Consider the following 25,890-nt stretch of genomic DNA (forward strand, 5'->3'; position numbering starts at 1 on the left):
GCGCGGCGGGCCGGTTGGACGTGGGCGGCGGGCTTTGACATTATCCGCAGCGACGTCTTCACGGAGTAGATCATTCCCTCCCAAACCAGGCGCCTGACCAGCGGCTACATGCTGTTTCGGCAATCGTTGCCAGCCTTTTGAGAAGCCTGTGAAGGGCTCGTGCAGACTGGCCGGATGCGCACTGAACTCGTCACGGAGCCCGGCGATCCGGGCCGCCCCAATGAGGACTTCGCGGCGATCGGGCTTCCCGCCTCCGGGCAGGGCGGTTCGCTCGTGCTCCTCGACGGGGTGACGCCACCCGGGGCGGGGACGGGTTGTCTGCATTCCGTCCCCTGGTTCACGGCCCGGCTCGGCGGTGCGCTGACCGAACTGTCTGTTTCACAACGGGATATGACCCTCGCCGAGGTACTGGCCGCCGCTCTCACCCGTACCGCCGGGGCCCACGCGCAAACCTGTGACCTTTCTCACCCGCGTACACCCCAGGCGACCGTGGTTCTCGCCCGCTGGTCACCGGAGACCGTCGAGCACCTGGTCCTGTCCGACTCGGCTCTGCTGACCGAGTCCCCGGACGGCACGGTCACGGCCCACCTGGACGACCGGCTGTCCCACGTCCCCCGGTCATCGCTTGCCACGGACGCGATCGCCGACGCGACGGTACGCAACAAGGAGGGCGGCTTCTTCACGGCGGCGGCCGATCCGTCGGTGGCCGCCCGCGCGGTCGCGGGCACGATCCCGCGCGCCGAGGTGCGCGCCCTGGCCGCTCTGACGGACGGGGCGACCCGCTGGGTGGAGAAGTTCGCCGAGGGCGACTGGACGGCCTGCTTCACCACCGTCCGTAAGGAGGGCGCGGGGGCGCTGGTGCATCGCGTACGGGAGCTGGAACGGGCGGACGCGGACGCGGGCCGGCCGCGCCTGCGCCGCAGCAAGACGCACGACGACGCGACGGTCGTGTACGTGGAGCTGTGACGCCCGACGACGACGAATGGGCTGAACCGGCCGAACCTGTGGGACCTACTTCTCCATCCCGAGGTTCAGCTGATGCAGCAGCCGGGCCAGTTCGGCCACCTCGACGCGGTCCCAGGCGGCCAGCTCACGCACGTACCGCGCCCGTCGCGCCTCCCGGACGGTACGGAAGCGGGCGCGGCCCTCGTCCGTGAGGTGGACGAGCCAGGCGCGACCGTCGGCCGGGTCCGGTTCGCGGGCGACGAGGCCCAGCTCCTCCAGGGCGCGCAGCTGGCGGGACATGGTGGCCTTGCCGACGCCGATGTAGGCCGCGAGCTCGGTGGCCCGCTGACGCCCGCACTCGTCGAGCCGCACCAGCAGCCCGTACGCCGACGACTCCAGGTCGGGATGGACCTCGCGGGCCATCTCCCCGGAGTTGGCCCTGGCGCGCCGCAGGAACACCGTCAACTCGCGCTCCAGGGCGAGGAATTCCCGCTCGACCCCGCTCCCGGGCGTCGGGGACTCGACACGCCGCCCGTCGAGGCGTCCCCCGCCGTTGCCGTCCTCGTGCACGTCAGCACCCCTGATCCGGTCACACCGCTCGGAAAGTCTCCGTCGAACACGGCCATCGCCGCAGCTCGGACAGTATTTCGCAGGACCGGCGGGACGACGTCATCCAGGGTCCCCGCCAAGCCCGGCTCCGCGCACGGGAAGACCCGGGCCCCTTCCGGGACCCGGGCCCTAGGGCCTGCCGTTTGGATCACGCCTGGGCCGCGGTCAAAGGCGCCGCAGCCCGAAACCAGCGTGATCCAAACGACAGGCCCTACCCGACCGGCAGCGTCCGTCACGCCGCTGCCGGAACCCTCACCTCCGCCGGGTTCTCCGCCGGGGTGAGCGCCAGTTCGAGGACCTGGCGGACGTCCGTGACGGCGTGGACGTCGAGCTTCTCCAGGACCTCGGCCGGGACGTCGTCCAGGTCGGCCTCGTTGCGCTTGGGGATGATCACGGTGGTGACGCCGGCCCGGTGCGCGGCGAGCAGCTTCTGCTTCACACCGCCGATGGGCAGCACCCGCCCGGTCAGCGAGACCTCGCCGGTCATGGCGACGTCCGTGCGGACGAGCCGTCCGCTGAGCAGCGACGCGAGGGCGGTCGTCATGGTGACGCCCGCGCTGGGACCGTCCTTGGGCACGGCGCCCGCCGGGAAGTGGATGTGCACGCCCCGGTCCTTCAGGTCGCCCACGGGCAGCTCCAGTTCGGCGCCGTGCGAGCGCAGGAAGGAGAGCGCGATCTGCGCGGACTCCTTCATCACGTCACCCAGCTGCCCGGTGAGCGTGAGCCCCGCCGCCCCGGTCTCCGGGTCGGCGAGCGAGGCCTCGACATAGAGGACGTCGCCCCCGGCCCCGGTGACCGCGAGCCCGGTCGCGACCCCCGGCACGGCGGTGCGCCGCTCGGCCGGGTCCGTGGCGGACTCGGGCACGTGGTGGGGCCGCCCGATGAGGGCGCGCAGGTCGTCCTCCGTGACGGTGAACGGCAGCTTCCGCTCGCCGAGTTCGTGCTGTGCGGCGACCTTCCGCAGCAGTCGCGCGATGGACCGTTCCAGGTTGCGGACGCCGGCCTCCCGGGTGTACTCCCCGGCGAGCTTGCGCAACGCGCCCTCGTCGAGGGTGACTTCGGGACTCTCCAGGCCGGCCCGCTCCAACTGCCGTGGCAGCAGGTGGTCCCGGGCGATGACGACCTTCTCGTCCTCCGTGTACCCGTCCAGCCGGACGAGTTCCATCCGGTCGAGCAGGGCCTCGGGAATGGCTTCGAGGACGTTGGCGGTGGCGAGGAACACGACGTCGCTGAGGTCGAGTTCGACTTCGAGGTAGTGGTCGCGGAAGGTGTGGTTCTGCGCCGGGTCGAGGACCTCGAGCAGCGCGGCGGCGGGGTCGCCCCGGAAGTCGGAGCCGACCTTGTCGATCTCGTCGAGGAGGACGACGGGGTTCATCGACCCGGCCTCCTTGATGGCCCGCACGATACGGCCGGGCAGCGCGCCGACATACGTACGCCGGTGCCCGCGGATCTCGGCCTCGTCCCTGACCCCGCCCAGCGCCACGCGGACGAACTTCCGCCCCATGGCGTGCGCGACGGACTCACCGAGGCTGGTCTTCCCGACCCCGGGCGGTCCGACGAGCGCGAGCACGGCGCCACCACGGCGCCCGCCGACGACCCCGAGGCCACGCTCGGCACGCCGCTTGCGCACGGCGAGGTACTCGGTGATGCGCTCCTTCACGTCCTGCAGGCCCGCGTGCTCGGCGTCGAGCACGGTCTGGGCGCCCTGGATGTCGTACGCGTCCTCGGTCCGCTCGTTCCAGGGGAGTTCGAGGACGGTGTCGAGCCAGGTCCTGATCCAGCCGCCCTCGGGCGACTGGTCGGAGGACCGCTCCAGCTTGTCGACCTCCTTGAGAGCCGCCTCGCGCACCTTCTCCGGCAGATCGGCGGCCTCGACGCGGGTCCGGTAGTCGTCGGACTCCTCACCGTCCTGCTCGCCGTTGATCTCGCGCAGTTCCTTGCGTACGGCTTCCAGCTGCTTGCGCAGGAGGAACTCCCGCTGCTGCTTGTCGACGCCCTCCTGGACGTCCTTCGCGATGGTCTCTGCGACGTCCTGCTCGGCGAGGTGGTCGCGCAGCTGCTGGGTGGCGAGCTTCAGCCGGGCCACCGGGTCGGTGGTCTCCAGCAGCTCGATCTTCTGGTCGGTGCTGAGGAAGGGTGAGTAACCGGAATTGTCGGCAAGGGTGGAGACGTCATCGATGGCCTGTACGCGGTCGACGACCTGCCAGGCGCCGCGCTTGCGCAGCCAGGCAGTGGCAAGGGCCTTGTATTCCTTGGCGAGTTCGGTGATGTGACCGGGTACCGGGTCCGGGACGGTCTCGTCGATCCGGATGCCCTCGACCCACAGGGCGGCACCCGGGCCGGTGGTCCCGGCGCCGATCCGCACACGGCCCCGGGCTCGGATGAGGGCCCCCGGGTCCCCGTCGGCCAGCCGGCCGACCTGCTCCACGGTGCCGAGGACACCGGTACTCGCGTAGGTCCCGTCGATGCGCGGCACGAGCAGCACCCTGGGCTTGCCGGCCTCGGTGCGCGCGGCGGCCTGGGCGGCTTCCACCGCGGCCCGCACATCGGCGTCGTTCAGGTCCAGCGGAACAACCATGCCGGGCAGCACGACCTCGTCGTCGAGCGGCAGCACGGGCAGTGTGAGCGGTGTGGACGTCGAAGCCATGATCTCCCCTTCGGCACTCAAGTTGAGCTATGCCGACTCAATGCTTGGCGGGGGCCGAATGTTCCCCGAGGCGTGTTCGCCGTGAGCGATCACCTCTGCCGCGGCGGCCGAAAACCCGCATACAGTCACCCACGTAATACTCATTACCGCATATCAACTATTACAGGAGTTCGGGTGGACGGAACCGTGCGGGCCTGGGTCGACGGCTGGGTGGTCTCCCGCGGGGCGTCGCCGCCGGTGGTCGAGCCCTGGGGATACACGGTCGACGTGGGCACGGCCCGAGCCGTCACCCGGCACGTCCTGGGCGCGGTGAACAACGGCGTCGAGGAACGGACCGTCCGGAAGGTGGCCGACGCCGTGACCGGGGCGGGCGTGTGGCTCAAGGTGTTCGACGACCCGGCGACGGTCGGCGGGTGGCTCGGCGAACGCTGGTCGGTCGGCCCGGAGCCGGGGTACCTCATGTCGGTCCCGCTGACCGCCGCGCAGGCGCCGGCCGCCCCCGCCGGCTACCGGGTCCGCACCTGGACACGCGGCGGCGTGACGCGCGTGATGCTCGCGGCGGCCGACGGTTCCTGGGCCGCCCGCGGCCAGATCGCCCCCACCGGTCGGACGGCGGTCGTCGACCAGGTGGAGACCTCCCCCGCACACCGACGCCGAGGCCTCGGCGCCTTCGTGATGCGAACGCTCGCACGGGAGGCGTTCACCCAGGGCGCGGAGAGAGGCGTACTGGCCGGAACACCCGAGGGACGGGCCCTGTACGAGTCACTGGGCTGGCACGTGGAGGCACCCCTGACGAGCGCGACGTTCATGGGGACGGCCGTCGACGGGACGTAGGCCTGTCGTCACATTCCCGCCTGCCTCGCGACGCCGTGCACGCTCCCCCACTGCCTGGTGGGCGTGGGAGGTGCCCCCACTCGCCGCCCACTCGGACGTCAGCCGCCCGCCGCGGCGGGCACCAGGCCCGCCCTCCGGGCGGACGACGGGAATGTGACGGCAGGCCCTGGACACCTGCCCTAGACCTGCCCTGGACCGGCCTCCGCCACCGTCGCACCCAGGGCCAGGTGGCGACCCCGATGGCAAGCGCCGTCACATGACCCCAGTTGGTCATCGGGTCGGTGTAGGCGATCAGGTCCTGCACCAGCGACCCGCCGAACACCGCCAGCATCGGCCATCCCAGCCAGGGCCGCAGCAGTCCCGCCAACGCCCCCACACTCGCCGCGACCCCGAAACTGATGCCGTAGTCGAGCCGGTGCAGCGAACTGTCGGGCAGCCACCCCACCAGCACCCCGAGCCCCACCGGCACCTCGGTCGCGAGGGTGGCCAGTACATGCCCGAGCGCGAACACCCAGGCGGTACGCGCTCCGCCGATCCGCCGCTCCAGCGCCGTAAGAACAAGGAGGAAGACAACGCCGTACGGCGAGGTCACGCCTCCCGCGACCCACAGCGCGCTGGTGATCAGCACGACCACGGGCGCCCGCAGGAGGTGGGCGACATCCGTGCTGGTGCCCTGATGGAGGGCGTGCACCAGGGCGGGGTCCGCATGTTCGGCCACATATGCCGTGACCAGCAGGACAGCCGCGTACGTGAAGGTGAACGGTGTGCCCGTGGGCGTGGGGAGAAGGTGCCAGGGGCGGAAAACCCGCCTCCCGGGGACAGCGGTCGCCGGAACCACGGGCCGCGCGGACACCGCTTCCGCCGGTCCCCGCTGCCTCGGCATCCCGTCCAGCAGCCGCACGCCCTCCGCGACGGGCACGCCCGAGAGCGCCGGTGAACCCGACGTCACGTCGCCCTTCGCATCGATCCGTTCCACAGTGAGGCGCTCCTTCCGCTTCGCCCCACCCTTCGCCTCCACCCTCGCGGTTGTCTGTGACCCGCGCCACGCGAAGGCCGATTCACAGCAAGCCGACAGGACCCATAAAGGCCGCGCTCATCCGAGCCGCACTGCGCCAAGATGTCCCCATGACCCATCCGACCGCCTCCTACGGAGCCCCCGAAGTCCTGGACCGGCAGGAGGGGCCGTACGGCGAAGTCGTGCTGCGGCGGCACGGAGAGTTACTGCAGATCATCGCCAACGGATGCTTCCTGATGGACACTTCGGACGGCCGGTCCGAGCGCCTGCTCGTCGACGCCGCCCTCGACGCGCTCACCCCCGATTCCCGGGGCTCCTTCCCGCACGTCCTCATCGGCGGTCTGGGCGTCGGGTTCTCGCTCGCGCATGCCGCGTCCGACCCCCGCTGGGGTGGCATCACCGTCGTCGAACGTGAACCGGCGATCATCGGATGGCATCGCGACGGGCCGCTGTCGGAGCTTTCGGCCCCGGCCCTCTCCGATCCGCGCACCGAGGTCGTCGCAGCTGACCTGGTGAGATACGTCAATGAGACCTCCGCCACATTCGACGCCCTGTGTCTCGACATCGACAACGGCCCCGACTGGACTGTCACGGAGGACAACCAGAGCCTGTATTCACAGGCCGGACTCGCAAGCTGCGCAAGGGTGTTGAGGCCGGACGGGGTGCTCGCGGTGTGGTCCGCGCAACCTTCCCGGGAATTTGAGCAAACTCTACGGAATGCCGGATTCCGGGCAGTACGCACCGAAGAGATCCCCGTTGCCCGAGGAGTCCCCGACGTCGTCCATCTCGCCGTCCGGCCTGGATAGCCCCCACGCGGTGACTGCCCGTACTCTGCTTCCCTGACGCCGATCACTCATCCGATCAGTCGTGCGTCAACCGCAGTCATGCGCGGACAAGCGCAGCCAAGGAACCACCCCACTGGTTCCGAAAAGCACACTTCAGGGACGGGCGATGGAGCAGACACACACCTCCCAGAACGGCGCGACGGCGACACCTGGCGCCCAGCGCCGGGTACTCGTGGTCGAGGACGATCCGACGATCGTCGACGCCATCGCGGCCCGTCTGCGCGCCGAGGGATTTCTCGTGCAGACCGCCGGCGACGGGCCGGCCGCCGTCGACACCGCCGAGGCCTGGCAGCCCGATCTGCTGATCCTCGACATCATGCTGCCCGGCTTCGACGGGCTCGAAGTATGCAGGCGGGTGCAGGCCCAGCGGGCCGTGCCCGTCCTGATGCTCACCGCGCGCGACGACGAGACCGACATGCTGGTCGGGCTCGGTGTCGGCGCCGACGACTACATGACGAAGCCCTTCTCCATGCGTGAACTGGCCGCGCGGGTGCACGTGCTGCTGCGCCGGGTCGAGCGGGCCGCCATCGCCGCGTCGACACCGCGCTCCGGCATCCTGCGCCTCGGCGAGCTGGAGATCGACCACGCGCAGCGACGGGTGCGGGTGCGCTCCGAGGACGTGCATCTCACGCCCACCGAGTTCGACCTGCTCGTCTGTCTCGCCAACACGCCCCGCGCCGTCCTCTCTCGCGAGCAGCTGCTCGCCGAGGTCTGGGACTGGGCGGACGCCTCCGGCACCCGGACCGTCGACAGCCACATCAAGGCGCTGCGCCGGAAGATCGGCGCCGAGCGGATCCGTACGGTGCACGGGGTCGGCTACGCACTGGAGACACCGACGCCATGAACCTGGGGCGGCCGGCCGCACGGAGGAGCCCCGGGGAACCCTGGGGCGGCGTACGCCCGTTCTCGATCAAGACCAAGCTGGGCGCACTGGTCGTCGTCTCGGTGCTGATCACCACAGGTCTGTCGATGATCGCGGTGCACACCAAGACGGAGCTCCGCTTCATCACGGTCTTCTCGATGATCGCCACACTGTTGATAACGCAGTTCGTGGCCCATTCGCTCACCGCGCCGCTCGACGACATGAACGCGGTGGCCCGCTCCATCTCGCAGGGCGACTACACACGCCGGGTGCGCGAGAACCGCTGGGACGAACTGGGTGACCTGGCCCAGACGATCAACGTCATGGCGGACGAGCTGGAGGCCCAGGACCGGCAGCGCAAGGAGCTGGTGGCGAACGTCTCGCACGAGCTGCGCACCCCCATCGCGGGTCTGCGCGCGGTGCTGGAGAACGTCGTGGACGGGGTCTCGGCCGCCGATCCGGAGACCATGCGTACGGCGCTCAAGCAGACCGAGCGCCTCGGCCGGCTGGTGGAGACCCTGCTGGACCTCTCCCGGCTCGACAACGGGGTCGTACCGCTGCGCACGCGCCGGTTCGAGGTCTGGCCGTATCTCTCCGGCGTGCTCAAGGAGGCCAACATGCTGGCCTCCACGCGCGCGGGCATCGCGTCCGGCTCCGGCGGTCACACCCGTAACGACGTCCATCTGCACCTCGACGTCAACCCGCCCGAGCTGGTCGCGCACGCGGACCCGGAGCGTCTGCACCAGGTCGTCGCCAACCTGATCGACAACGCGGTCAAGCACAGCCCCCCGCACGGCCGGGTCACGGTGAAGGCGCGGCGCGGGACGCCGGCCGAGTCGCTGGAGCTGGAGATCCTGGACGAGGGTCCGGGCATTCCGCGCTCGGAGTGGCACCGGGTCTTCGAGCGGTTCAACCGCGGCGGCGTCAGCTCACCGCACGGGCCGGGCAGCGACGGCGGTACGGGACTCGGGCTGGCGATCGCCCGCTGGGCGGTCGATCTGCACGGCGGCCGGATCGGTGTGGCCGAATCCGAGCGGGGTTGCCGGATTTTGGTCACCCTTCCGGGAGAGTCATCCGTCCCAAGTTGACGTAAAGTTCGAAGCGGAGCCGCAAGATCCACCTGACATCCCCGCTGACGGACGCGCGTGGACACGTGTGATTGCTCACAGGCCCGCGCATTTCGTGCGCCGAGGCGACAATTTGCGTTTCCCCCACATGTCCTTTTCGGACCGGAACCCCGCTTGTTTCCCGCCATTTCACCCCCCGAAACTCGATTCTTGATGTGACTTACGCGACGTTGAACGGGCCCGGACTGACCTTTCGGCCACAGGGGCGTAGCCTTGATTCCCGCTGTCCATCACCTTGTGAAGCCACCATGTGAAGCGGAAGAGGGCGGTTGCCGCCGTGTCGCCACAGTCCCCCAGTAACTCATCGAGCATCTCGACCGACGAGGCCCCAGGTAACCCTGCGGCCGCGTTCGGACCCAACGAGTGGCTCGTCGACGAGATCTATCAGCAGTACCTCCAGGACCCGAATTCCGTAGACCGTGCCTGGTGGGACTTCTTCGCCGACTACAAGCCCGGGGCGGCCGCCGTCCCCACGGCTACGGCGGGTACTGCGGCCGCGGGGGCCGCAGAGACCACCCCGACCCCCCCGGCCGCCCCCACGGCCACCGTGACCCCGACCGTGCCGGCGCCGGCCCCTGCGGCCGCTCCCAGGCCCGCCGCGGCCGCTCCGGCAGCCGCTCCGGCGGCTCCGGTCGCGAAGCCCGCAGCAGCGGCGCCCGCACCGGCCGCCGCCAAGCCGCAGCCCGGTGCAAGCACCGGCTCCACCGGAGCGGCCAACGCCGCGCGAACGTCTGCTCCTCAGGCCGCGGACGGCCCGGAGTTCGTGACGCTGCGCGGCCCGTCCGCGGCCGTGGCGAAGAACATGAACGCCTCGATCGAGGTGCCCACGGCCACGTCCGTGCGCGCGGTCCCGGTGAAGCTGCTCTTCGACAACCGCATCGTCATCAACAACCACCTGAAGCGTGCCCGGGGCGGGAAGATCTCCTTCACCCACCTCATCGGCTACGCGATGGTCCAGGCCATCAAGGCCATGCCGTCGATGAACTACTCCTTCCAGGAGAAGGACGGCAAGCCGACCCTCGTCAAGCCGGCGCACATCAACTTCGGCCTGGCCATCGACCTGGTGAAGCCCAACGGCGACCGCCAACTCGTCGTGGCCGGCATCAAGAAGGCCGAGACGCTGAACTTCTTCGAGTTCTGGCAGGCCTACGAGGACATCGTCCGCCGCGCCCGCGACGGCAAGCTGACGATGGACGACTTCACCGGCGTCACGGTCTCCCTGACCAACCCCGGCGGCCTCGGCACCGTTCACTCGGTCCCGCGTCTGATGCCCGGTCAGTCGGTCATCATGGGCGTCGGTTCCATGGACTACCCGGCGGAGTTCCAGGGCACGTCCCAGGACACCCTGAACAAGCTCGGCATCGCGAAGGTCATGACGCTCACGTCGACCTACGACCACCGGGTCATCCAGGGTGCGGCGTCGGGCGAGTTCCTGCGTGTCGTCGCGAACTCCCTCCTCGGGGAGAACGGCTTCTACGACGAGATCTTCGAGGCGCTGCGCATCCCCTACGAGCCGGTCCGCTGGCTCAAGGACATCGACGCCAGCCACGACGACGACGTCACGAAGGCCGCCCGCGTCTTCGAGCTGATCCACTCCTACCGGGTCCGCGGCCACGTCATGGCCGACACAGACCCGCTGGAGTACCGCCAGCGCAAGCACCCCGACCTGGACATCACCGAGCACGGGCTCACCCTCTGGGACCTGGAGCGCGAGTTCGCGGTCGGCGGCTTCGCGGGCAAGTCCCTGATGAAGCTGCGCGACATCCTCGGCGTGCTGCGCGACTCGTACTGCCGCACCACGGGCGTCGAGTTCATGCACATCCAGGACCCGAAGCAGCGCAAGTGGATCCAGGACCGCATCGAGCGCCCGCACTCCAACCCGGAGCGCGAGGAGCAGCTGCGCATCCTGCGCCGCCTGAACGCGGCGGAGGCCTTCGAGACCTTCCTGCAGACGAAGTACGTCGGCCAGAAGCGCTTCTCGCTGGAGGGCGGCGAGTCCGTCATCCCGCTGCTCGACGCGGTCATCGACAGCGCGGCCGAGTCGCGCCTCGACGAGGTCGTCATCGGCATGGCCCACCGCGGCCGGCTGAACGTCCTGGCGAACATCGTCGGCAAGTCGTACGCCCAGATCTTCCGGGAGTTCGAGGGCAACCTCGACCCGAAGTCGATGCACGGCTCCGGCGACGTGAAGTACCACCTGGGCGCCCAGGGCGTGTTCACCGGCCTGGACGGCGAGCAGATCAACGTCTCGCTGGCCGCCAACCCGTCCCACCTGGAGACGGTCGACCCGGTCATCGAGGGCATCGCCCGCGCCAAGCAGGACATCATCAACAAGGGCGGCACGGACTTCACGGTCCTGCCGGTCGCCCTGCACGGTGACGCGGCCTTCGCAGGCCAGGGCGTCGTGGCCGAGACCCTCAACATGTCGCAGCTGCGGGGCTACCGCACCGGCGGCACGGTCCACATCGTCATCAACAACCAGGTCGGCTTCACCGCCGCCCCGGAGTCGTCGCGCTCCTCCATGTACGCCACCGACGTGGCCCGCATGATCGAGGCGCCGATCTTCCACGTGAACGGCGACGACCCCGAGGCAGTCGTCCGCATCGCTCGGCTGGCCTTCGAGTTCCGACAGGCGTTCAACAAGGACGTCGTCATCGACCTCATCTGCTACCGCCGCCGCGGCCACAACGAGTCGGACAACCCGGCGTTCACGCAGCCCCTGATGTACGACCTGATCGACAAGAAGCGCTCGGTGCGCAAGCTCTACACCGAGTCCCTCATCGGCCGCGGCGACATCACCCTGGAAGAGGCCGAGCAGGCGCTGCAGGACTTCCAGGGCCAGCTGGAGAAGGTCTTCACGGAGGTCCGCGAGGCCGTGTCGGCTCCGGCCGAGGCACATGTCCCGGACCCGCAGGCCGAGTTCCCCGTGGCCGTGCAGACCGCGATCTCCCAGGAGGTCGTCAAGCGCATCGCCGAGTCCCAGGTCAACATCCCCGACCAGGTCACCGTCCACCCGCGACTGCTGCCGCAACTGCAGCGCCGCGCGGCGATGATCGAGGACGGCACGATCGACTGGGGCATGGGCGAGACCCTCGCCATCGGTTCGCTGCTCCTCGAAGGCACTCCCGTCCGCCTCTCCGGCCAGGACTCCCGCCGAGGCACGTTCGGCCAGCGCCACGCGGTGCTGATCGACCGGGTCACGGGCGGGGACTACACCCCGCTCCAGTACCTCTCGGACGACCAGGCCCGCTACAACGTCTACGACTCGCTGCTCTCCGAGTACGCGGTCATGGGCTTCGAGTACGGCTACTCGCTGGCCCGTCCCGAGTCCCTGGTGATGTGGGAGGCGCAGTTCGGCGACTTCGTCAACGGCGCGCAGACGGTGGTCGACGAGTACATCTCGGCGGCGGAGCAGAAGTGGGGCCAGACGTCCGGCGTCACGCTCCTGCTCCCCCACGGCTACGAGGGCCAGGGCCCGGACCACTCTTCCGCCCGCATCGAGCGGTTCCTCCAGCTGTGCGCCCAGAACAACATGACGGTCGCGCAGCCGACGCTCCCGTCGAACTACTTCCACCTTCTGCGGTGGCAGGTGCACAACCCGCACCACAAGCCGCTGGTGGTCTTCACCCCGAAGTCGATGCTGCGTCTCAAGGCGGCGGCGTCGAAGGCGGAGGAGTTCACGTCGGGCGCCTTCCGCCCGGTCATCGGTGACGAGTCCGTCGCCGCGGCCGACGTCCGCAGGGTCGTCTTCTGCGCCGGCAAGCTGTACTACGACCTTGAGGCCGAGCGGAAGAAGCGCGGCAACACGGACACGGCGATCATCCGCATCGAGCGCCTGTACCCGCTCCCGGGTGCGGAGCTCCAGGCGGAGATCGCCAAGTACCCGAACGCCGAGAAGTACCTGTGGGCGCAGGAGGAGCCGGCGAACCAGGGCGCGTGGCCCTTCATCGCCCTCAACCTGATCGACCACCTGGACCTCGCGGTCGGCGCGGACATCCCGCACGGCGAGCGCCTGAGGCGCATCTCGCGCCCGGCGGGCTCGTCTCCGGCCGTGGGTTCGGCGAAGCGTCACCAGGCGGAGCAGGAGCAGCTGGTGCGTGAGGTGTTCGAGGCCTGAGCCTCTGAACACGCCTGACGGCACAGGGCCCGGCACCGGAATTCGGTGCCGGGCCTTCGTCATGTGCCGTCCGTGCGGCTCCGCATAACCTTGAGAGGTACGAACGGTGGCCGCGGCCCCGATCGCCAGTCCCCACCACCGGCCCCAGCAGTCCCCAGGAGAACATCCGTGTACTTCACCGACCGAGGCATCGAAGAACTGGAGAAGCGGCGCGGCGAGGAGGAGGTCACCTTCGAGTGGCTCGCCGAGCAGCTGCGGACCTTCGTCGACCTCAATCCCGACTTCGAGGTACCGGTGGAGCGCCTGGCGACCTGGCTGGCACGGCTGGACGACGAGGACGACGAGTAGGCCGGACCGGAGCAGGCCGGAACGGGGTGGGCCGCGTCCCCGAACGAGTGTCTTGACTTCCCGTGAGCGCGATATATCGTGAATAGCAGAAGACGCGATATGGCGCGTTGCGTTCTGTCGCCTTCGGCTGTCGAGCATGTCCGTTCACCCAGGGGGTCCGCATTATGTCCACCACGTCCGAGTGGTCCGTCAAAGAGCCCGGAAAGCTCACCTTCGACGAACCGGTCACAGGCCTGCACGTACGCATCGTCAACGGAACGGTGAACGTCGTGGGCACCGAGGACAGTTCCGCCCGCCTGGAGGTCTCCGAGATCGAGGGCCCACCCCTGGTGGTGACCCAGGAGAACGGCGTCCTGACAGTGGCGTACGAGGACCTGCCCTGGAAGGGCCTCCTCAAATGGCTTGACCGCAAGGGCTGGCGCCGCAGCGCGGTCGTCTCCCTGGCCGTCCCGGCCCACACGCGTGTGGAGGTGGGCGTGGTCGGCGCGGGCGCGGTGGTCTCGGGGGTCGACGGACCGACGGTGGTGAAGGGCGTCACCGGCGACACGACTCTCGTCGGCCTGTCCGGCCCGGTCCGCGCCGACACGGTCTCGGGCAACCTGGAGGCCCAGGCGGTCACGGGCGACCTGCGATTCAACTCGGTCTCCGGTGACCTCACCGTCGTCGAGGGCTCCGGACCCTCCGTCCGCGCGGAGTCGGTGAGCGGCTCCATGATCGTCGACCTCGACCCGGAGGGGCCGACGGACGTGCAGCTGACGAACGTCTCGGGCGAGATCGCCATCCGGCTCCCTCACCCGGCGGACGCCGACGTGGAGGCGAACACGGCGAGCGGCAAGATCTCGAACGCCTTCGACGGCCTCCGCGTCCACGGCCAGTGGGGCGCCCACCGCGTCACGGGCCGACTGGGCGCGGGCACGGGCAAGCTGCGGGCGACGACGGTCTCCGGGTCCATCGCCCTGCTCCGCCGCCCCCAGCAGGAGGACGAGCAGACCGACCCCACCCCGGCCGACCCCACCCCCACCGAGAACCAGTCCGCCCCGGGGGACGATTCAGGATCCACGAACAAGAAGGTGCTCTGACATGCCTCCCGTCTTCGCCCACGGCCGCCTGCGCCTCTACCTGCTGAAGCTGCTGGACGAGGCTCCCCGCCACGGCTACGAGGTGATCCGCCTCCTGGAGGAGCGCTTCCAGGGGCTGTACGCGCCGTCTGCGGGCACCGTGTACCCGCGCCTGGCCAAGCTGGAGACCGAGGGCCTGGTCACACACACCACCGAGGGCGGCCGAAAGGTGTACGCGATCACGGACGCGGGCCGCGCCGAGCTGGCCGACCGCAGCGGTGAACTGGCCGACCTGGAACTGGAGATCCGCGAGTCGGTGGCCGAACTCGCCGCCGAGATCCGGGCCGACGTCCGGGGCGCGGCGGGCGATCTGCGCCGGGAGGTGCGCGCGGCGGCGAGCGAGGCCCGCAGAGGCCCCGGAGCCGCGCAGGGCGCCCCGTTCGGGGACCACGCGGACGTCGGCGACAAGGAGGCGTGGCGCGCCGCGAAGGAGGAGATGCGGCGAGCCAAGCAGGAGTGGAAGGAGCAGGCCCGGCGCGCGAAGGACGAGAGCCGCCGGGCCCGTGAGGAGGCCCAGCGGGCCAGGCGCCAGGCCAAGGAGGCCCAGGAACACGCCCGCGCCCAGGCCCAGGAGGAGGTCCAGCGCATCGCCAGGCGCGTCCAAGAGCAGGTCCAGGACCACTTCACGAGGGGCGACTGGCCGACAGGCGTCCGAGAGGGCCTGACCGAACTGGCCAAGGAGTTCGGCGAGTTCGGAAAGGACTTCGGCAAGAACCTCGGCAAGGACATCGGCCAGGGCCTGGGCAAGGACTTCGGTTTCCCCCGCGCCGGCGGCACCACGGCCCCCGCAGCACCGGAACGGGAGCACCCGGAGTACACGGACACTCCCCCGGACTTCCCGGCCGGCTACGAACCGCCGACCTGGGCCCACGAGGACTCCACCGGCAACCCGGCCCGCGACCTGGACCGCCTCCTAGACCGCTTCCGCGACGACATCCGGGACACGGCCCGCGACCACGGTGTCACGGAACCCCAGGTCCACGAGATCCGCAGCCACCTGTCCGCGGCGGCGGCACTGGTGGAGGCGACCCTGCGGACACCGAAGCCATAAGGGAAAAAGGAGAGGAGGGAGGCTCCCTCCTCAGCCCGCCTTCGCCTCGCCCTCGCCGTACAGCACCCGGCTCAGACCGCCGTACGTGACTCCCTGATCGGCGAGGACCTCTGACGGCACACCCGGGCGGACCGTCAGGGCGAGGAGGATGTGTTCGTCGCCGATCCGGCGGTCCCGACGGGCCACGGCGATGCGCAGGCACCTCTCCAGCACCTCCTTGGCGTCCCGGCTGAAGGATCGGCGCCCCGACGACAACCACCCCCTGCCCTGAGGGTCGCCCGACATCGCGCCGACGCCGTGCACCTCCTCGACGCGGGAGACGATGTCGGACACATCGATTCCGAGCCCGGCGAGGGCATCGGCCTCGGCCTGGGACAGTCCGGCGCGGCGCCGGGCGTCGGCCAGGGCAGCCTTGACCGACTCCTTGCGGTCGGCGAGGCCGAGCGAGGCCAGCGCGAAGGAGGCCCTGCCGGCTTCCCGGTCGAGCAATGCGAGCAGCAGGTGCTCGGCGTCGACAGACCGACTGCCGACGCGCTCGGAGTGCTCGACGGCACCCTGCACCACAGCGCGCGCATCGCTCGTGAACCGTTCGAACATCACTGCCTCCCGTGTTTCTTGTGGACGGCCTGCCTGCTGACACCGAGTTCCGCGGCGATCTCCTGCCACGACCAGCCCTGGTTGCGCGCACTGCGCACCTGCACGGACTCCAACTGCTCGACCAGCTTCCGCAGCGCGGAGACGGCTCGCAGTCCGATCCGCGGGTCACGGTCACCCGCGCGCTCGGCGAGATCTGTTGCTTCGGTCATGACGTCAACATAGGTTGACACTATCGAGCCCGTCAACCCTGGTTGACATCTCGGCATCTCGGGGTGTCGCGAACATGCGAACGGCGGGCCCGGAGACCCGGGCCCGCCGCAGCCGAACGGAGGTCAGCACATGCCGGTGATCAGGACATGGTCAGGACGATCTTGCCGAACTGGTCGCCGGATTCGAGGCGTTCGAAGCCCTCGCGGGCCCGGTCCAGCGGAAGCACCTCGTCGATGACGGGGCGTACGCCGGTGGCGGCGCAGAAGGACAGCAGGTCCTCCAGTTCGTCCTTCGTACCCATCGTCGAGCCGACGACCTTGAGTTCGAGGAAGAAGATGCGGGTCAGTTCGGCGTGCGAGGGGCGGTCCCCGCTGGTGGCGCCGGAGATGACGAGGGTGCCGCCGGGCCGCAGCGACTTGACCGAGTGCGACCAGGTGGCCGCCCCGACCGTCTCGATCACGGCGTCCACGCGCTGCGGCAGCCGCGCCCCGGACTCCACCGCCTCGACGGCGCCCAGCTCCAGCGCCCGCTTCCGCTTCGCCTCGTCCCGGCTGGTTGCGAAGACCCGCAGCCCCGCCGCCTTGCCGAGCACGATCGCGGCGGTCGCGACACCGCCACCGGCGCCCTGCACCAGTACCGAGTCGCCGGGGCGTACGCCAGCGTTGGTGAAGAGCATGCGGTACGCCGTCAGCCAGGCCGTGGGCAGACAGGCCGCCTCCGCGAAGGAGAGCTCCTTGGGCTTGGGCAGGACGTTCCAGGCCGGTACGGCGACCTGCTCGGCGAAGGTGCCCTGGTAGCGCTCGGTGAGGATGGAACGGGGTTCCTTGGGGCCGACGCCGTGGCCGGTCTGGCCGATGACGGAGTGCAGGACGACCTCGTTGCCGTCCGCGTCGACGCCGGCGGCGTCACAGCCGAGGATCATCGGCAGACGGTCCTCGGGGAGTCCGACTCCACGCAGGGACCAGAGGTCGTGGTGGTTGAGCGAGGCGGCCCTGACGTCGACCGTCGTCCAGCCGGGACGCGCCTCGGGGGCTGGGCGGTCACCCAACTCCAGCCCGTCGAGCGGATGGTCGGGGTCGATGCGGGCGGCGTAGGCAGCGAACATGACCTTGACGATAGGGGGCGTGGCGGGCCGGGGGAACGACACGGCGCTGTGACACACGCCCTGTTGAGTTTCGCCCCCGCCACCCTTACCAATCCCAGCACGGCCCCGCACCCCCAGCCCGTCCGGCACCTCTCCAGCCCCGGCCCGCACCCCCAAACCCGTCCGGCGCTTGAGGACGAGGCCCGCACCCCCAGCCCGTCCGGCGCTTGAGGACAAAGCCCGCACCCCCAGCCCGTCCGGCGTTTGAGGACGAGGCCCGTTCAGGGACGACAGGGGGGTCTGGGGGCGCAGCCCCCAGGGATGGGACGGGTAGGGGCGGCGGGGGCGAGATGACCCCGCCGCCACGGACGGAGCCACCCCTGAAAACAACCCTCAGCGCCGAGCGACACCCTCGGCCCGAGCCGCCGCGGCGACCGCCGCGGTAACGGCAGGAGCCACCCGCGGGTCGAACGGCGACGGAATCACGTAATCGGCGGCCAGATCGTCACCGACGACAGCCGCGAGCGCGTCCGCCGCCGCGATCTTCATCCCCTCCGTGATCCGGGACGCCCGCACCTGCAGCGCCCCCGCGAAGATCCCCGGGAACGCCAGCACGTTGTTGATCTGGTTCGGGAAGTCCGAGCGCCCGGTCGCGACAACCGCCGCGTACTTGTGCGCCACATCGGGGTGCACCTCGGGGTCCGGGTTGGCCATCGCGAACACGAACGCGTCCTTGGCCATCGAAGCCACCGCCGCCTCCGGGACCGTACCGCCGGAGACGCCGATGAAGACGTCGGCGCCCGCGAGGGCGCTCTCCAGCGACCCCGTCAGACCGGCCTTGTTCGTCAGCTCGGCCAGCTCGCGCTTGACCGGCGTGAGGTCGTCCCGGTCCGCCGAGACGATGCCCTTGCGGTCGGCGACGGCGACATCGCCGAGGCCCGCCTCAAGGAGGAACTTCGCGATGGCGACGCCCGCCGCACCCGCGCCCGAGATCACTCCCCGCAGCTCCCCGAGCCCCCGCCCGGTCAGCCGCGCCGCGTTGCGCAGGGCCGCCAGCGTCACGACCGCCGTGCCGTGCTGGTCGTCGTGGAACACGGGGATGTCCAGCTGCTCCTGGAGCCGCCGCTCGATCTCGAAGCAGCGGGGTGCCGAGATGTCCTCCAGGTTGACCCCACCGAAGGACGGCGCCAGTCGGACCACCGTCTCGATGATCTCGTCGACGCCCGTGCAGGCCAGCGCGATCGGGACCGCGTCCACACCGCCGAACTGCTTGAACAGGATCGCCTTGCCCTCCATCACCGGGAGGGATGCCTCGGGACCGATGTCCCCGAGCCCGAGGACCGCCGTACCGTCCGTCACGACCGCGACGACGGACGACTTCCAGGTGTAGTCGTTGACGAGGTCGGGCTGCTCGGCGATGGCGGTGCACACCCGGGCCACACCGGGCGTGTACGCGAGGGACAGGTCGTCCTTGTCACGGATGGGCACGGTGGCCTGCACGGCCATCTTGCCGCCCCGGTGCAGAGCGAACGCCGGGTCGAACTCACCGGCGTCACTGTCGGTGACGATGTCGCTGCGAGGATTGACGATCTCCGCTGCCACTTTGTTACCCCTTAAGTCTTCAAGGTTGGAGGGTGACCACTCCTGGTGAGGGGTGGGCGGGCACCGCGCAAGGCCCCGGTGAGTGATGCGCACGGGCACGAGCGCGACGGGCGCGCCGCACACGCGCCCTGAGCCCCGGATGAGGGGTGTAAAGAACCTTCTTACCGGACGGAGGACACCGACGACGACCCCATAACGCGAAGGTCACACGGGGGCGGCACGACTCATCCCTACACATGGCCACATACTCGGGCATGATCGATCAAATCGAGAGGCGTACAGGGCCCGAATCGCAAGCAAGGCGCAAGCCGACGCGATCTGGACGGCATCAAGACGGGATCAGGCCGGGAGCGGGTCGGGATCAAGTCGGGGCGGGGTCCTCACTCGGCTGTACGTACGGATGCAACAGCCGCTCACCTGGCGAGATGCACCGAAGATCTTCCGGCCGGAACGAATGATTCCCGTAGAAGATCCGGGAAGGTCCGGCTCTGGTGCACCGACCTGACGCCGCACGGGGGTCACCCGTTATCCGATTTTGACATGGCCGGTCGTCTGAATGCCTCAGTCCGAATGGCAAGATGCCGTAATCACACAAGGTCGCGACACTCAAAGATGCGTGCACCAGCCGACCCGCCGGAATCGTCCGCCCTCCGGGGCAGGCGCCGGCCCCAATGGCACACCATCACCCGCCGGAGGAACCCACCATGACCGCAAGCTCCACCCTTCGTACGACCGCCGCGCACAACCGGCTAGCCGCGGTCGGTGCGATCGCGGTCGCGGGCGCCCTGCTGCTCACCGGATGCGGTGACCAGACCAAGGACAAGGGCACGGGCTCGGACACCGCCTCGACGAGCTCCGCCCCGCTGGCCGCCAAGCTGCCCCAGGCCATCCGGGACAAGGGCGTTGTCACGGTCGGCTCGGACATCGCGTACGCGCCGGTCGAGTTCAAGGACGACTCCGGCAAGACGGTCGGTATCGACCCGGACCTCGCGGACGCCATGGGCAAGCAGCTCGGTGTGACGTTCAAGTTCGAGAACGGCACCTTCGACACCCTGATCACGGGCCTGCGCTCCAAGCGGTACGACATCGCCATGTCCGCGATGACCGACACCAAGGACCGCCAGGAGGGCACCGAGAACGGCAAGAAGGTCGGCGAGGGCGTCGACTTCGTCGACTACTTCACCGCCGGTGTCTCGATCTACACCAAGAAGGGCGACGACCAGGGCATCAAGACCTGGGCCGACCTGTGTGGCAAGAAGATCGCGGTCCAGCGCGGCACGGTCTCCGAGGACCTCGCCAAGGCCGAGACGAAGAAGTGCACGGGTGGCAAGAAGATCGCCATCGAGTCGTACGACAACGACCAGCAGGCCCAGACCCGGGTGCGCGCGGGCGGCGCCAACGCCGGTTCCTCCGACTTCCCGGTCACGGCGTACGCGGTGAAGACCTCGGGCGGCGGCAACGACTTCCAGGTCGTCGGCGAGCAGGTCGAGGCGGCGCCGTACGGCATCGCGGTCGCCAAGACGAACACGCAGCTGCGGGACGCCCTGCAGGCCGCGCTCGACGCGATCATCAAGAACGGCGAGTACGGCAAGATCATCGCCAAGTGGGGCGTCGAGGACGGCGCCGTGACCTCGGCCACCGTCAACGGCGGCAAGTGACCCCGGCTCACCGAAGCTACGGGCGCTGAAAGGCAACATCCGTGACTGTTGACATCGACAAGGCGACAGGACCGGCGGACACTCCCCCGGCCGGACCGGAGGCCATCAAGGCCATCCCGGTCCGGCACTACGGGCGGTACGTCTCGGCCGTCGTCGCGATCGCGCTCTTCGTCGCGATCATCTCCGCGTTCGCCCAGGGCAACATCAACTGGGGCGCCGTACCGGACTACTTCTTCGACGACCGCATCATCGCGGGCGTCGGGAAGACCCTCCTGCTGACGGTCCTCTCGATGGTGATCGGCATCGTCGGCGGCATCCTGCTCGCCGTCATGCGGCTGTCGAAGAACCCGGTGACCTCGACCATCGCCTGGTTCTACATCTGGTTCTTCCGCGGCACCCCGGTCCTGGTCCAGCTCGTCGTCTGGTTCAACCTGGGCCTGGTCTTCACGTACATCAACCTCGGTCCGATCTACAAGGACTACTGGTCCAGCTTCATGACGCCGCTGCTGACGGCGCTCCTGGGCCTGGGCCTGAACGAGGCCGCCTACATGGCGGAGATCTGCCGCGCCGGCCTTCTGTCGGTCGACGAGGGCCAGACGGAGGCCTCGCACGCCCTGGGCATGAGCCACGCCAAGACCCTGCGCCGGATCGTGATCCCGCAGGCGATGCGCGTGATCGTGCCGCCCACGGGCAACGAGGTCATCAACATGCTGAAGACGACCTCGCTGGTATCGGTGGTCCAGTTCGCCGAACTGTTCCGCTACGCCCAGGACATCGGGCAGACGTCCGGTGCCCCGGTGGAGATGTACTTCCTCGCGGCGGCCTGGTACCTGATCCTCACCTCGGTCCTCAGCGTCGGCCAGTACTACATCGAGCGGTACTACTCGCGCGGTTCCAGCCGTCTCCTCCCGGCCACACCGTTCCAGAAGATCAAGGCGAACATGCTCTCCCTCTCCGGCTACCGGCGGTGATCCCATGACCTCAGTGGAGAAGACCGACGGCACCAGCATCAACGCCATGGTCAAGTCAGAAGGCGTACACAAGTCCTTCGGCCCCGTCGAAGTCCTCAAGGGCATCGACCTGGAGGTGAAGTCGGGCGAGGTGTTCTGCCTCATCGGCCCCTCCGGCTCCGGCAAGTCGACGTTCCTCAGGTGCATCAACCACCTGGAGAAGGTCAACGCGGGGCGCCTGTACGTCGACGGGGAGCTGGTCGGCTACCGCCAGAAGGGCGACAAGCTCTACGAGCTGAAGGACAGCGAGGTCGCGCTGAAGCGACGGGACATCGGCATGGTGTTCCAGCGCTTCAACCTGTTCCCGCACATGACGGCGCTGGAGAACGTCATGGAGGCCCCGGTCCAGGTCAAGGGCGCCAGCAAGGCACAGGCCCGCGAACGCGCCGGCCAACTCCTGGAGCGCGTGGGCCTGGCCGACAAGGCCGCCAACTACCCCTCGCAGCTCTCCGGCGGCCAGCAGCAGCGCGTCGCCATCGCCCGGGCCCTGGCGATGGACCCGAAGCTGATGCTGTTCGACGAGCCGACCTCGGCGCTGGACCCGGAGCTGGTCGGTGACGTCCTCGACGTCATGCGCGACCTGGCCGAGTCCGGTATGACGATGGTCGTCGTCACCCACGAGATGGGCTTCGCCCGCGAGGTGGGCGACAGTCTCGTCTTCATGGACGGAGGCGTGGTCGTCGAGTCCGGCAACCCCCGCGACGTCCTGACGAACCCGCAGCACGAGCGCACGCAGTCGTTCCTGTCCAAGGTGCTCTGAGCCGAGGTACGGGTACGTACGGAAGGGGCGGTACGAGATCCTCGTACCGCCCCTTCCGCGTTTCCCTAGTTTCTCCTCGTCTTCAACAGCTCGGGCGTGAGGGCCAGTTCACGCAGCTGGCTCTTGGTCAGCGGCGCGGTCCTGAGCAGTGGCCCCAGGGAGTACCTGCCCGTGAAGCCGGTGGTGTCGTGGACCTCGACCGTGCCGCCGGTCTTCAGGTAGAGCGTGGCGATGAGGTACTCACCCCAGGTGCGGCGCTTGTCCATGAAGACGCTGCCGTGCTTCCAGCCCTTCCGGAATTCGAGGACGTTGCCGTTCGGCAGCCTCTCGAAGGTGCACTCCTGCCCGTCCTCCTTGCCCGGCAGCGAACAAGGACTCTTCCAGCTCGGGCTCTGAACCTTGCTGAACGTGTTGATGACCCGGAGGTACCCGACCCCGCCGTCCCTGGTGACCGTGTAGGAGCCGTAGTACTTGCCGAAGGGGCCGGCCTCCGGATGCTCCGGCTCCCGGAACAGGAGGTAGTCCATGTCCACTTCACGGATCGCACCGACACCGGTCGGCAGCAGCTTCGCGAACTCGGCCGCCAGAGCGGTGGCCCGGCCGGGAGGCTGGGTTGTCCCCGTGTTCGCGGCGCGGCCACCGCCCTCGTCGTACGTCAGCCACCCCGGCCCCGCGACCACCCCCGCCGCGACCCCGACCGCCGCGACGACCGTCACCGCGCCCCATCGGCGCCGCCGTGTCCGCGCCGCACGCGCGAACACCGCCTCCGTGCCGCCTCCCGTGGGAACGGTGACCCCGCCCACGGCCCGGCCGAGAAGCTCACGCCCCTCCAGCCATGTCTCGACCTCGTCGATGTCGGCGCTCATACGTGCTCCTCCCGCACCGCGGCCCGCATCGCCGCGATTCCCCTGGCCGTGTGGCTCTTCACCGTGCTGACCCGCATACCGAGCAGGTCCGCGGTGTCGTTGACGCTGAGGTCCTCCCAGTAGCGCAGCACCAGCACCGCCCGCTGCTTGGGCGCGAGCTTCGCCAGCGCCGCGCGCACCATCAGGCCCGTGTCGCTGTCCGCCGACTCGACGGGCGTCTCCGGCAGTTCGCCGTACGCGTGTTCGCGCCGCCAGAAGCGTCGGCGCCCCGCGATGAACGTGTTGATCAGCGTCTGCCGGGCATAGGCCTCAAGATTGTCCAGCCGCTCGTACCTGCGTGCCCCGAGGACGACCTTCACGAGCGTCGTCTGGACGAGATCCTCCGCCTCGTCACGGTTGCCGCAGAGCAGATAGGCGCTCCGGAACAGCGCCGTGCGTCTGCCCTCCACGAAGGCGTGCAGAGCCGCGTCCGCGCCCCGCCTCATCCTTCCCCCTCTCCCGGCCCCTTGGGCGAAGACCGTCTCACCCTCTCCAGTGCGGTGGGGCCCCGGCCAGGACGCGGCGCACACGGAAATGGCAGTACGGATTTCCCGTACCGCCAGAACCTTCCGCCCTGCCGGGCTACTTGAGCGCGAGCAGCAGCGTGTCCGAAGGTGAGCACCACACCGGGCGCGCCTCCCCGAACCCCTTCTCGCGCAGCACGCGCGCGTGCCACCCGGCGGAGGGCATGTCGCCCTCGGCGTGTTCGCCGTAGATCTCGAAACGGCGGGCGGTCGGCCCGGCGAGGGCGGGATCCTGGGCGGCGAGCTGCCACCATTCGGCCCAGTCGACGGCGCCGTCGTGTTTGGCCTGATCCATACGGGTGTGGCGCAGTGCGCGCTCCGCCGCGTTGATCCGGGGCGTGCTGTCGTCGATCATGTGGTCCGCGTTCATGAACAGACCGCCGTCGCGGACGAGCTCCGCGATCCGCCCGTAGAGGTCCGCGAGGGGTTCGCTGTGCAGCCAGTGCAGGGCGGTGGCGGTCAGGACGGCGTCGTACGAGTCGTACGGCAGCCCGCTCGGCCACCGCGGGTCCTTGAGGTCGGCCGTGACGAAGGTGACGCGGTCGTCGCCCGCGAAGGTGCCCTGGGCGATGGCGAGGAGCGCCGGGTCGAGGTCGACGCCGACGCTGGTGGCCTGCGGGAACCGGTCGAGCAGCCGGGACGTGATACTTCCCGTGCCGCACGCCAGGTCGAGCACGCGTGGGGCGGGGCCGACGAGGGCCTCGACCATGTCGAGCATGATCCGGAACCGTTCCTCGCGGTCCGGCATATACCACTCCTGCTGCCTGTCCCAGCTCGTCTGCCAGGCATTCCAGTCGGTTCCGGCGTTCGTACCGGTAGTGGTGGTCATGGAAACCCCCTCTTGTCAGCTGCTCGCTCGCCCGCTTCTGAACACATGCGTAATACCCTGGAAGCAATGTCAGCCGTTACTTCCTCGCATCCACGACCATAGAACGCCCTCGTAAGGACTACAAGTGGAACTGGCCTATTACTCGGACTACGCCTTGCGTCTCGTCAACACCGAGGAACCGGCGCGCGGCAAGGACTCGCTGACCTCGATCGACGCCGTCCGCGGTCTGTTCGGCGCCAACCAGCAGGCAGGCCGTCGCGCCACCGACGCCGACGTGACGCGGTTCCGCTCCGTACGGGCCCGTCTGCGCGCCGTCTTCGAGGCGGCCGACACGGGCGACGAGACGCTCTCGGTGGACCTGCTGAACTCGCTCCTGCTGGAGTTCCCGGTGAGCCCGCAGATCTCGGGGCACGACTTCCGGGACGACGACGGCCGTCCGCTGTGGCACATGCACCTGGCCGACCATCCGTCGAACGCGACGGCGGGCTACGCGGCCATCGCCGCGATGGGCCTGGCCTTCCACCTCACCGAGTACGGGGTGGACCGGCTGGGCCTGTGCGAGGCACCGCCCTGCCGCAACGCCTACCTCGACACCTCGACGAACCGCTCCCGGCGCTACTGCTCGGACCGCTGCGCGACCCGGGCCAACGTGGCCGCCTACCGCGCCCGCAAACGGCTGGAGGCCGACCGGTCCGAGAAGACGAGCCTGGCGGCCGACACGGCCCAGCGCAGCAGCGCCAGCGGCGAACGCTGACCGGGCTTGAGCGGCCGGTACCGGAACCGCACCCGGCCCAGGATCAGCTCGTGCGGCACGGTGCCGTAGTCGGTGCTGTCGCCGCCGGCGAAGGAGTTGTCCCCGAGCACCCACCAGCCGCCCTCACGGCGCTCCGTGGCCCGCTTGACGACCAGCAGGTCCTGCTGGAACGGATGGCGCAGGACGACGATGTCCCCGGCCCTGACCCGGCCGCCGTACCGCACGACGAGAAAATCGCCGTGATACAGCGTGGGCACCATCGACGGCCCGGTCACGGCGACCCACCCGAAGAGCTTCGCGGCCCCTCCGTGCTCACTCTCACGCTCGCTCTCGCGTTCGCTTCCGTGTTCGCTCTCCTGCGACAGCTCCGGCATCGCGGCACCTCCCCGGTTCCATCCTCCACCAGTCCCAGTCTGGCCCCCTACTTTTGTCCTAAGCC

At 69.5% G+C, this 25,890-nt stretch carries 23 protein-coding genes and 1 pseudogene; 13 read left to right on the forward strand and 11 right to left on the reverse strand.

Annotated features, from left to right (window positions below; all coding sequences use genetic code 11):
• The first annotated feature begins 174 nt into the window (after positions 1–174).
• Entirely contained in the window at positions 175–966 is a 792-nt protein-coding gene (locus QA861_RS14100; protein WP_334588681.1) for a hypothetical protein, read from the forward strand.
• Between the two features lie 45 nt (positions 967–1,011).
• Here QA861_RS14100 and QA861_RS14105 read toward each other — a convergent pair whose 3' ends face one another.
• Positions 1,012–1,515, reverse strand: coding sequence for a MarR family winged helix-turn-helix transcriptional regulator (locus tag QA861_RS14105; protein WP_334588682.1), 504 nt, complete (start codon positions 1,513–1,515; stop codon positions 1,012–1,014).
• A gap of 271 nt (positions 1,516–1,786) precedes the next feature.
• The gene (gene lon / locus QA861_RS14110) at positions 1,787–4,201 is read right to left on the reverse strand and encodes an endopeptidase La (RefSeq protein ID WP_334588683.1); all 2,415 of its coding nucleotides are present in this window, start codon (positions 4,199–4,201) and stop codon (positions 1,787–1,789) included.
• A 174-nt stretch (positions 4,202–4,375) separates the two neighbouring features.
• On the opposite strand from lon, the gene QA861_RS14115 reads away from it, so the two are divergent.
• Positions 4,376–5,035 (forward strand): GNAT family N-acetyltransferase, encoded by a 660-nt coding sequence (locus tag QA861_RS14115; protein WP_334588684.1) that lies wholly within the window; start codon positions 4,376–4,378, stop codon positions 5,033–5,035.
• A gap of 196 nt (positions 5,036–5,231) precedes the next feature.
• Here the strand turns inward: QA861_RS14115 and QA861_RS14120 are convergent.
• Positions 5,232–6,011, reverse strand: a pseudogene (locus tag QA861_RS14120) (rhomboid-like protein); the annotation flags it as partial.
• Between the two features lie 149 nt (positions 6,012–6,160).
• Here QA861_RS14120 and QA861_RS14125 point away from each other — a divergent pair.
• The 7 genes from QA861_RS14125 (at position 6,161) to QA861_RS14155 (ending at position 15,518) form a co-directional block, all read left to right on the forward strand.
• Positions 6,161–6,856 (forward strand): spermine/spermidine synthase domain-containing protein, encoded by a 696-nt coding sequence (locus QA861_RS14125; protein ID WP_334588686.1) that lies wholly within the window; start codon positions 6,161–6,163, stop codon positions 6,854–6,856.
• 145 nt (positions 6,857–7,001) lie between these two features.
• Positions 7,002–7,739, forward strand: a complete 738-nt coding sequence (locus QA861_RS14130; protein WP_006383578.1) for a response regulator transcription factor — start codon at positions 7,002–7,004, stop codon at positions 7,737–7,739.
• A complete protein-coding gene (locus QA861_RS14135) occupies positions 7,736–8,845 on the forward strand; it encodes a HAMP domain-containing sensor histidine kinase (RefSeq protein WP_334588687.1) in 1,110 nt (369 codons plus the stop codon). The genes QA861_RS14130 and QA861_RS14135 overlap by 4 nt, the downstream gene beginning before the upstream one ends.
• A 316-nt stretch (positions 8,846–9,161) precedes the next feature.
• Positions 9,162–13,001 carry a multifunctional oxoglutarate decarboxylase/oxoglutarate dehydrogenase thiamine pyrophosphate-binding subunit/dihydrolipoyllysine-residue succinyltransferase subunit gene (locus tag QA861_RS14140; protein WP_334588688.1) on the forward strand — a complete coding sequence of 1,280 codons (3,840 nt, stop codon included), beginning with the start codon at positions 9,162–9,164 and terminating at the stop codon, positions 12,999–13,001.
• Between the two features lie 168 nt (positions 13,002–13,169).
• Positions 13,170–13,349, forward strand: a complete 180-nt coding sequence (locus QA861_RS14145; protein WP_003992906.1) for a DUF6104 family protein — start codon at positions 13,170–13,172, stop codon at positions 13,347–13,349.
• 164 nt (positions 13,350–13,513) lie between these two features.
• Positions 13,514–14,428, forward strand: coding sequence for a DUF4097 family beta strand repeat-containing protein (locus tag QA861_RS14150; RefSeq protein WP_334588689.1), 915 nt, complete (start codon positions 13,514–13,516; stop codon positions 14,426–14,428).
• A 1-nt stretch (position 14,429) separates the two neighbouring features.
• On the forward strand, positions 14,430–15,518 hold the full coding sequence (locus QA861_RS14155) for a helix-turn-helix transcriptional regulator (protein WP_334588690.1): 1,089 nt from the start codon (positions 14,430–14,432) through the stop codon (positions 15,516–15,518).
• 30 nt (positions 15,519–15,548) lie between these two features.
• Here the strand turns inward: QA861_RS14155 and QA861_RS14160 are convergent, their stop codons facing one another.
• The 4 genes from QA861_RS14160 to QA861_RS14175 all read right to left on the reverse strand — a co-directional run bounded on the left by QA861_RS14160 (position 15,549) and on the right by QA861_RS14175 (position 19,011).
• Entirely contained in the window at positions 15,549–16,115 is a 567-nt protein-coding gene (locus QA861_RS14160; RefSeq protein WP_334588691.1) for a Clp protease N-terminal domain-containing protein, read from the reverse strand.
• Positions 16,115–16,324 (reverse strand): helix-turn-helix domain-containing protein, encoded by a 210-nt coding sequence (locus QA861_RS14165; protein WP_044474098.1) that lies wholly within the window; start codon positions 16,322–16,324, stop codon positions 16,115–16,117. Before QA861_RS14165 ends, QA861_RS14160 begins: the two co-directional genes overlap by 1 nt.
• Positions 16,325–16,464: 140 nt before the next feature.
• Complete coding sequence (locus QA861_RS14170) at positions 16,465–17,430, reverse strand: zinc-binding dehydrogenase (RefSeq protein ID WP_334588692.1); 966 nt, start codon at positions 17,428–17,430, stop codon at positions 16,465–16,467.
• 372 nt (positions 17,431–17,802) lie between these two features.
• Positions 17,803–19,011, reverse strand: a complete 1,209-nt coding sequence (locus QA861_RS14175) for an NAD(P)-dependent malic enzyme (protein WP_334588693.1) — start codon at positions 19,009–19,011, stop codon at positions 17,803–17,805.
• Between the two features lie 704 nt (positions 19,012–19,715).
• Between QA861_RS14175 and QA861_RS14180 the strand changes: the two genes are divergently transcribed.
• From QA861_RS14180 to QA861_RS14190, 3 genes are read left to right on the forward strand one after another with little or no spacing between them, the layout of a single operon-like run.
• Entirely contained in the window at positions 19,716–20,669 is a 954-nt protein-coding gene (locus QA861_RS14180) for an ABC transporter substrate-binding protein (protein WP_334588694.1), read from the forward strand.
• A gap of 41 nt (positions 20,670–20,710) precedes the next feature.
• On the forward strand, positions 20,711–21,640 hold the full coding sequence (locus tag QA861_RS14185; protein WP_334588695.1) for an amino acid ABC transporter permease: 930 nt from the start codon (positions 20,711–20,713) through the stop codon (positions 21,638–21,640).
• 37 nt (positions 21,641–21,677) lie between these two features.
• Entirely contained in the window at positions 21,678–22,439 is a 762-nt protein-coding gene (locus tag QA861_RS14190; RefSeq protein WP_334590550.1) for an amino acid ABC transporter ATP-binding protein, read from the forward strand.
• Positions 22,440–22,504: 65 nt separating this feature from the next.
• Here QA861_RS14190 and QA861_RS14195 read toward each other — a convergent pair whose 3' ends face one another.
• The 3 genes from QA861_RS14195 to QA861_RS14205 all read right to left on the reverse strand — a co-directional run bounded on the left by QA861_RS14195 (position 22,505) and on the right by QA861_RS14205 (position 24,697).
• A complete protein-coding gene (locus QA861_RS14195; RefSeq protein WP_334588696.1) occupies positions 22,505–23,305 on the reverse strand; it encodes a hypothetical protein in 801 nt (266 codons plus the stop codon).
• On the reverse strand, positions 23,302–23,790 hold the full coding sequence (locus QA861_RS14200) for a SigE family RNA polymerase sigma factor (protein ID WP_334588697.1): 489 nt from the start codon (positions 23,788–23,790) through the stop codon (positions 23,302–23,304). The genes QA861_RS14195 and QA861_RS14200 overlap by 4 nt, the downstream gene beginning before the upstream one ends.
• A gap of 136 nt (positions 23,791–23,926) precedes the next feature.
• Positions 23,927–24,697: a class I SAM-dependent methyltransferase gene (locus tag QA861_RS14205; RefSeq protein ID WP_334588698.1), complete on the reverse strand. Its 771-nt coding sequence runs from the start codon at positions 24,695–24,697 to the stop codon at positions 23,927–23,929.
• 124 nt (positions 24,698–24,821) lie between these two features.
• Here QA861_RS14205 and QA861_RS14210 point away from each other — a divergent pair, with 124 nt between their 5' ends.
• Entirely contained in the window at positions 24,822–25,451 is a 630-nt protein-coding gene (locus QA861_RS14210; protein WP_319098775.1) for a CGNR zinc finger domain-containing protein, read from the forward strand.
• On the opposite strand, the gene sodX is transcribed toward QA861_RS14210, so the two are convergent.
• On the reverse strand, positions 25,355–25,825 hold the full coding sequence (gene sodX, locus QA861_RS14215) for a nickel-type superoxide dismutase maturation protease (RefSeq protein ID WP_334588699.1): 471 nt from the start codon (positions 25,823–25,825) through the stop codon (positions 25,355–25,357). The genes QA861_RS14210 and sodX overlap by 97 nt on opposite strands.
• Between the last annotated feature and the right edge of the window lie 65 nt (positions 25,826–25,890).

This window comes from Streptomyces sp. B21-083 (assembly GCF_036898825.1).
Taxonomy (GTDB): Bacteria; Actinomycetota; Actinomycetes; order Streptomycetales; family Streptomycetaceae; genus Streptomyces.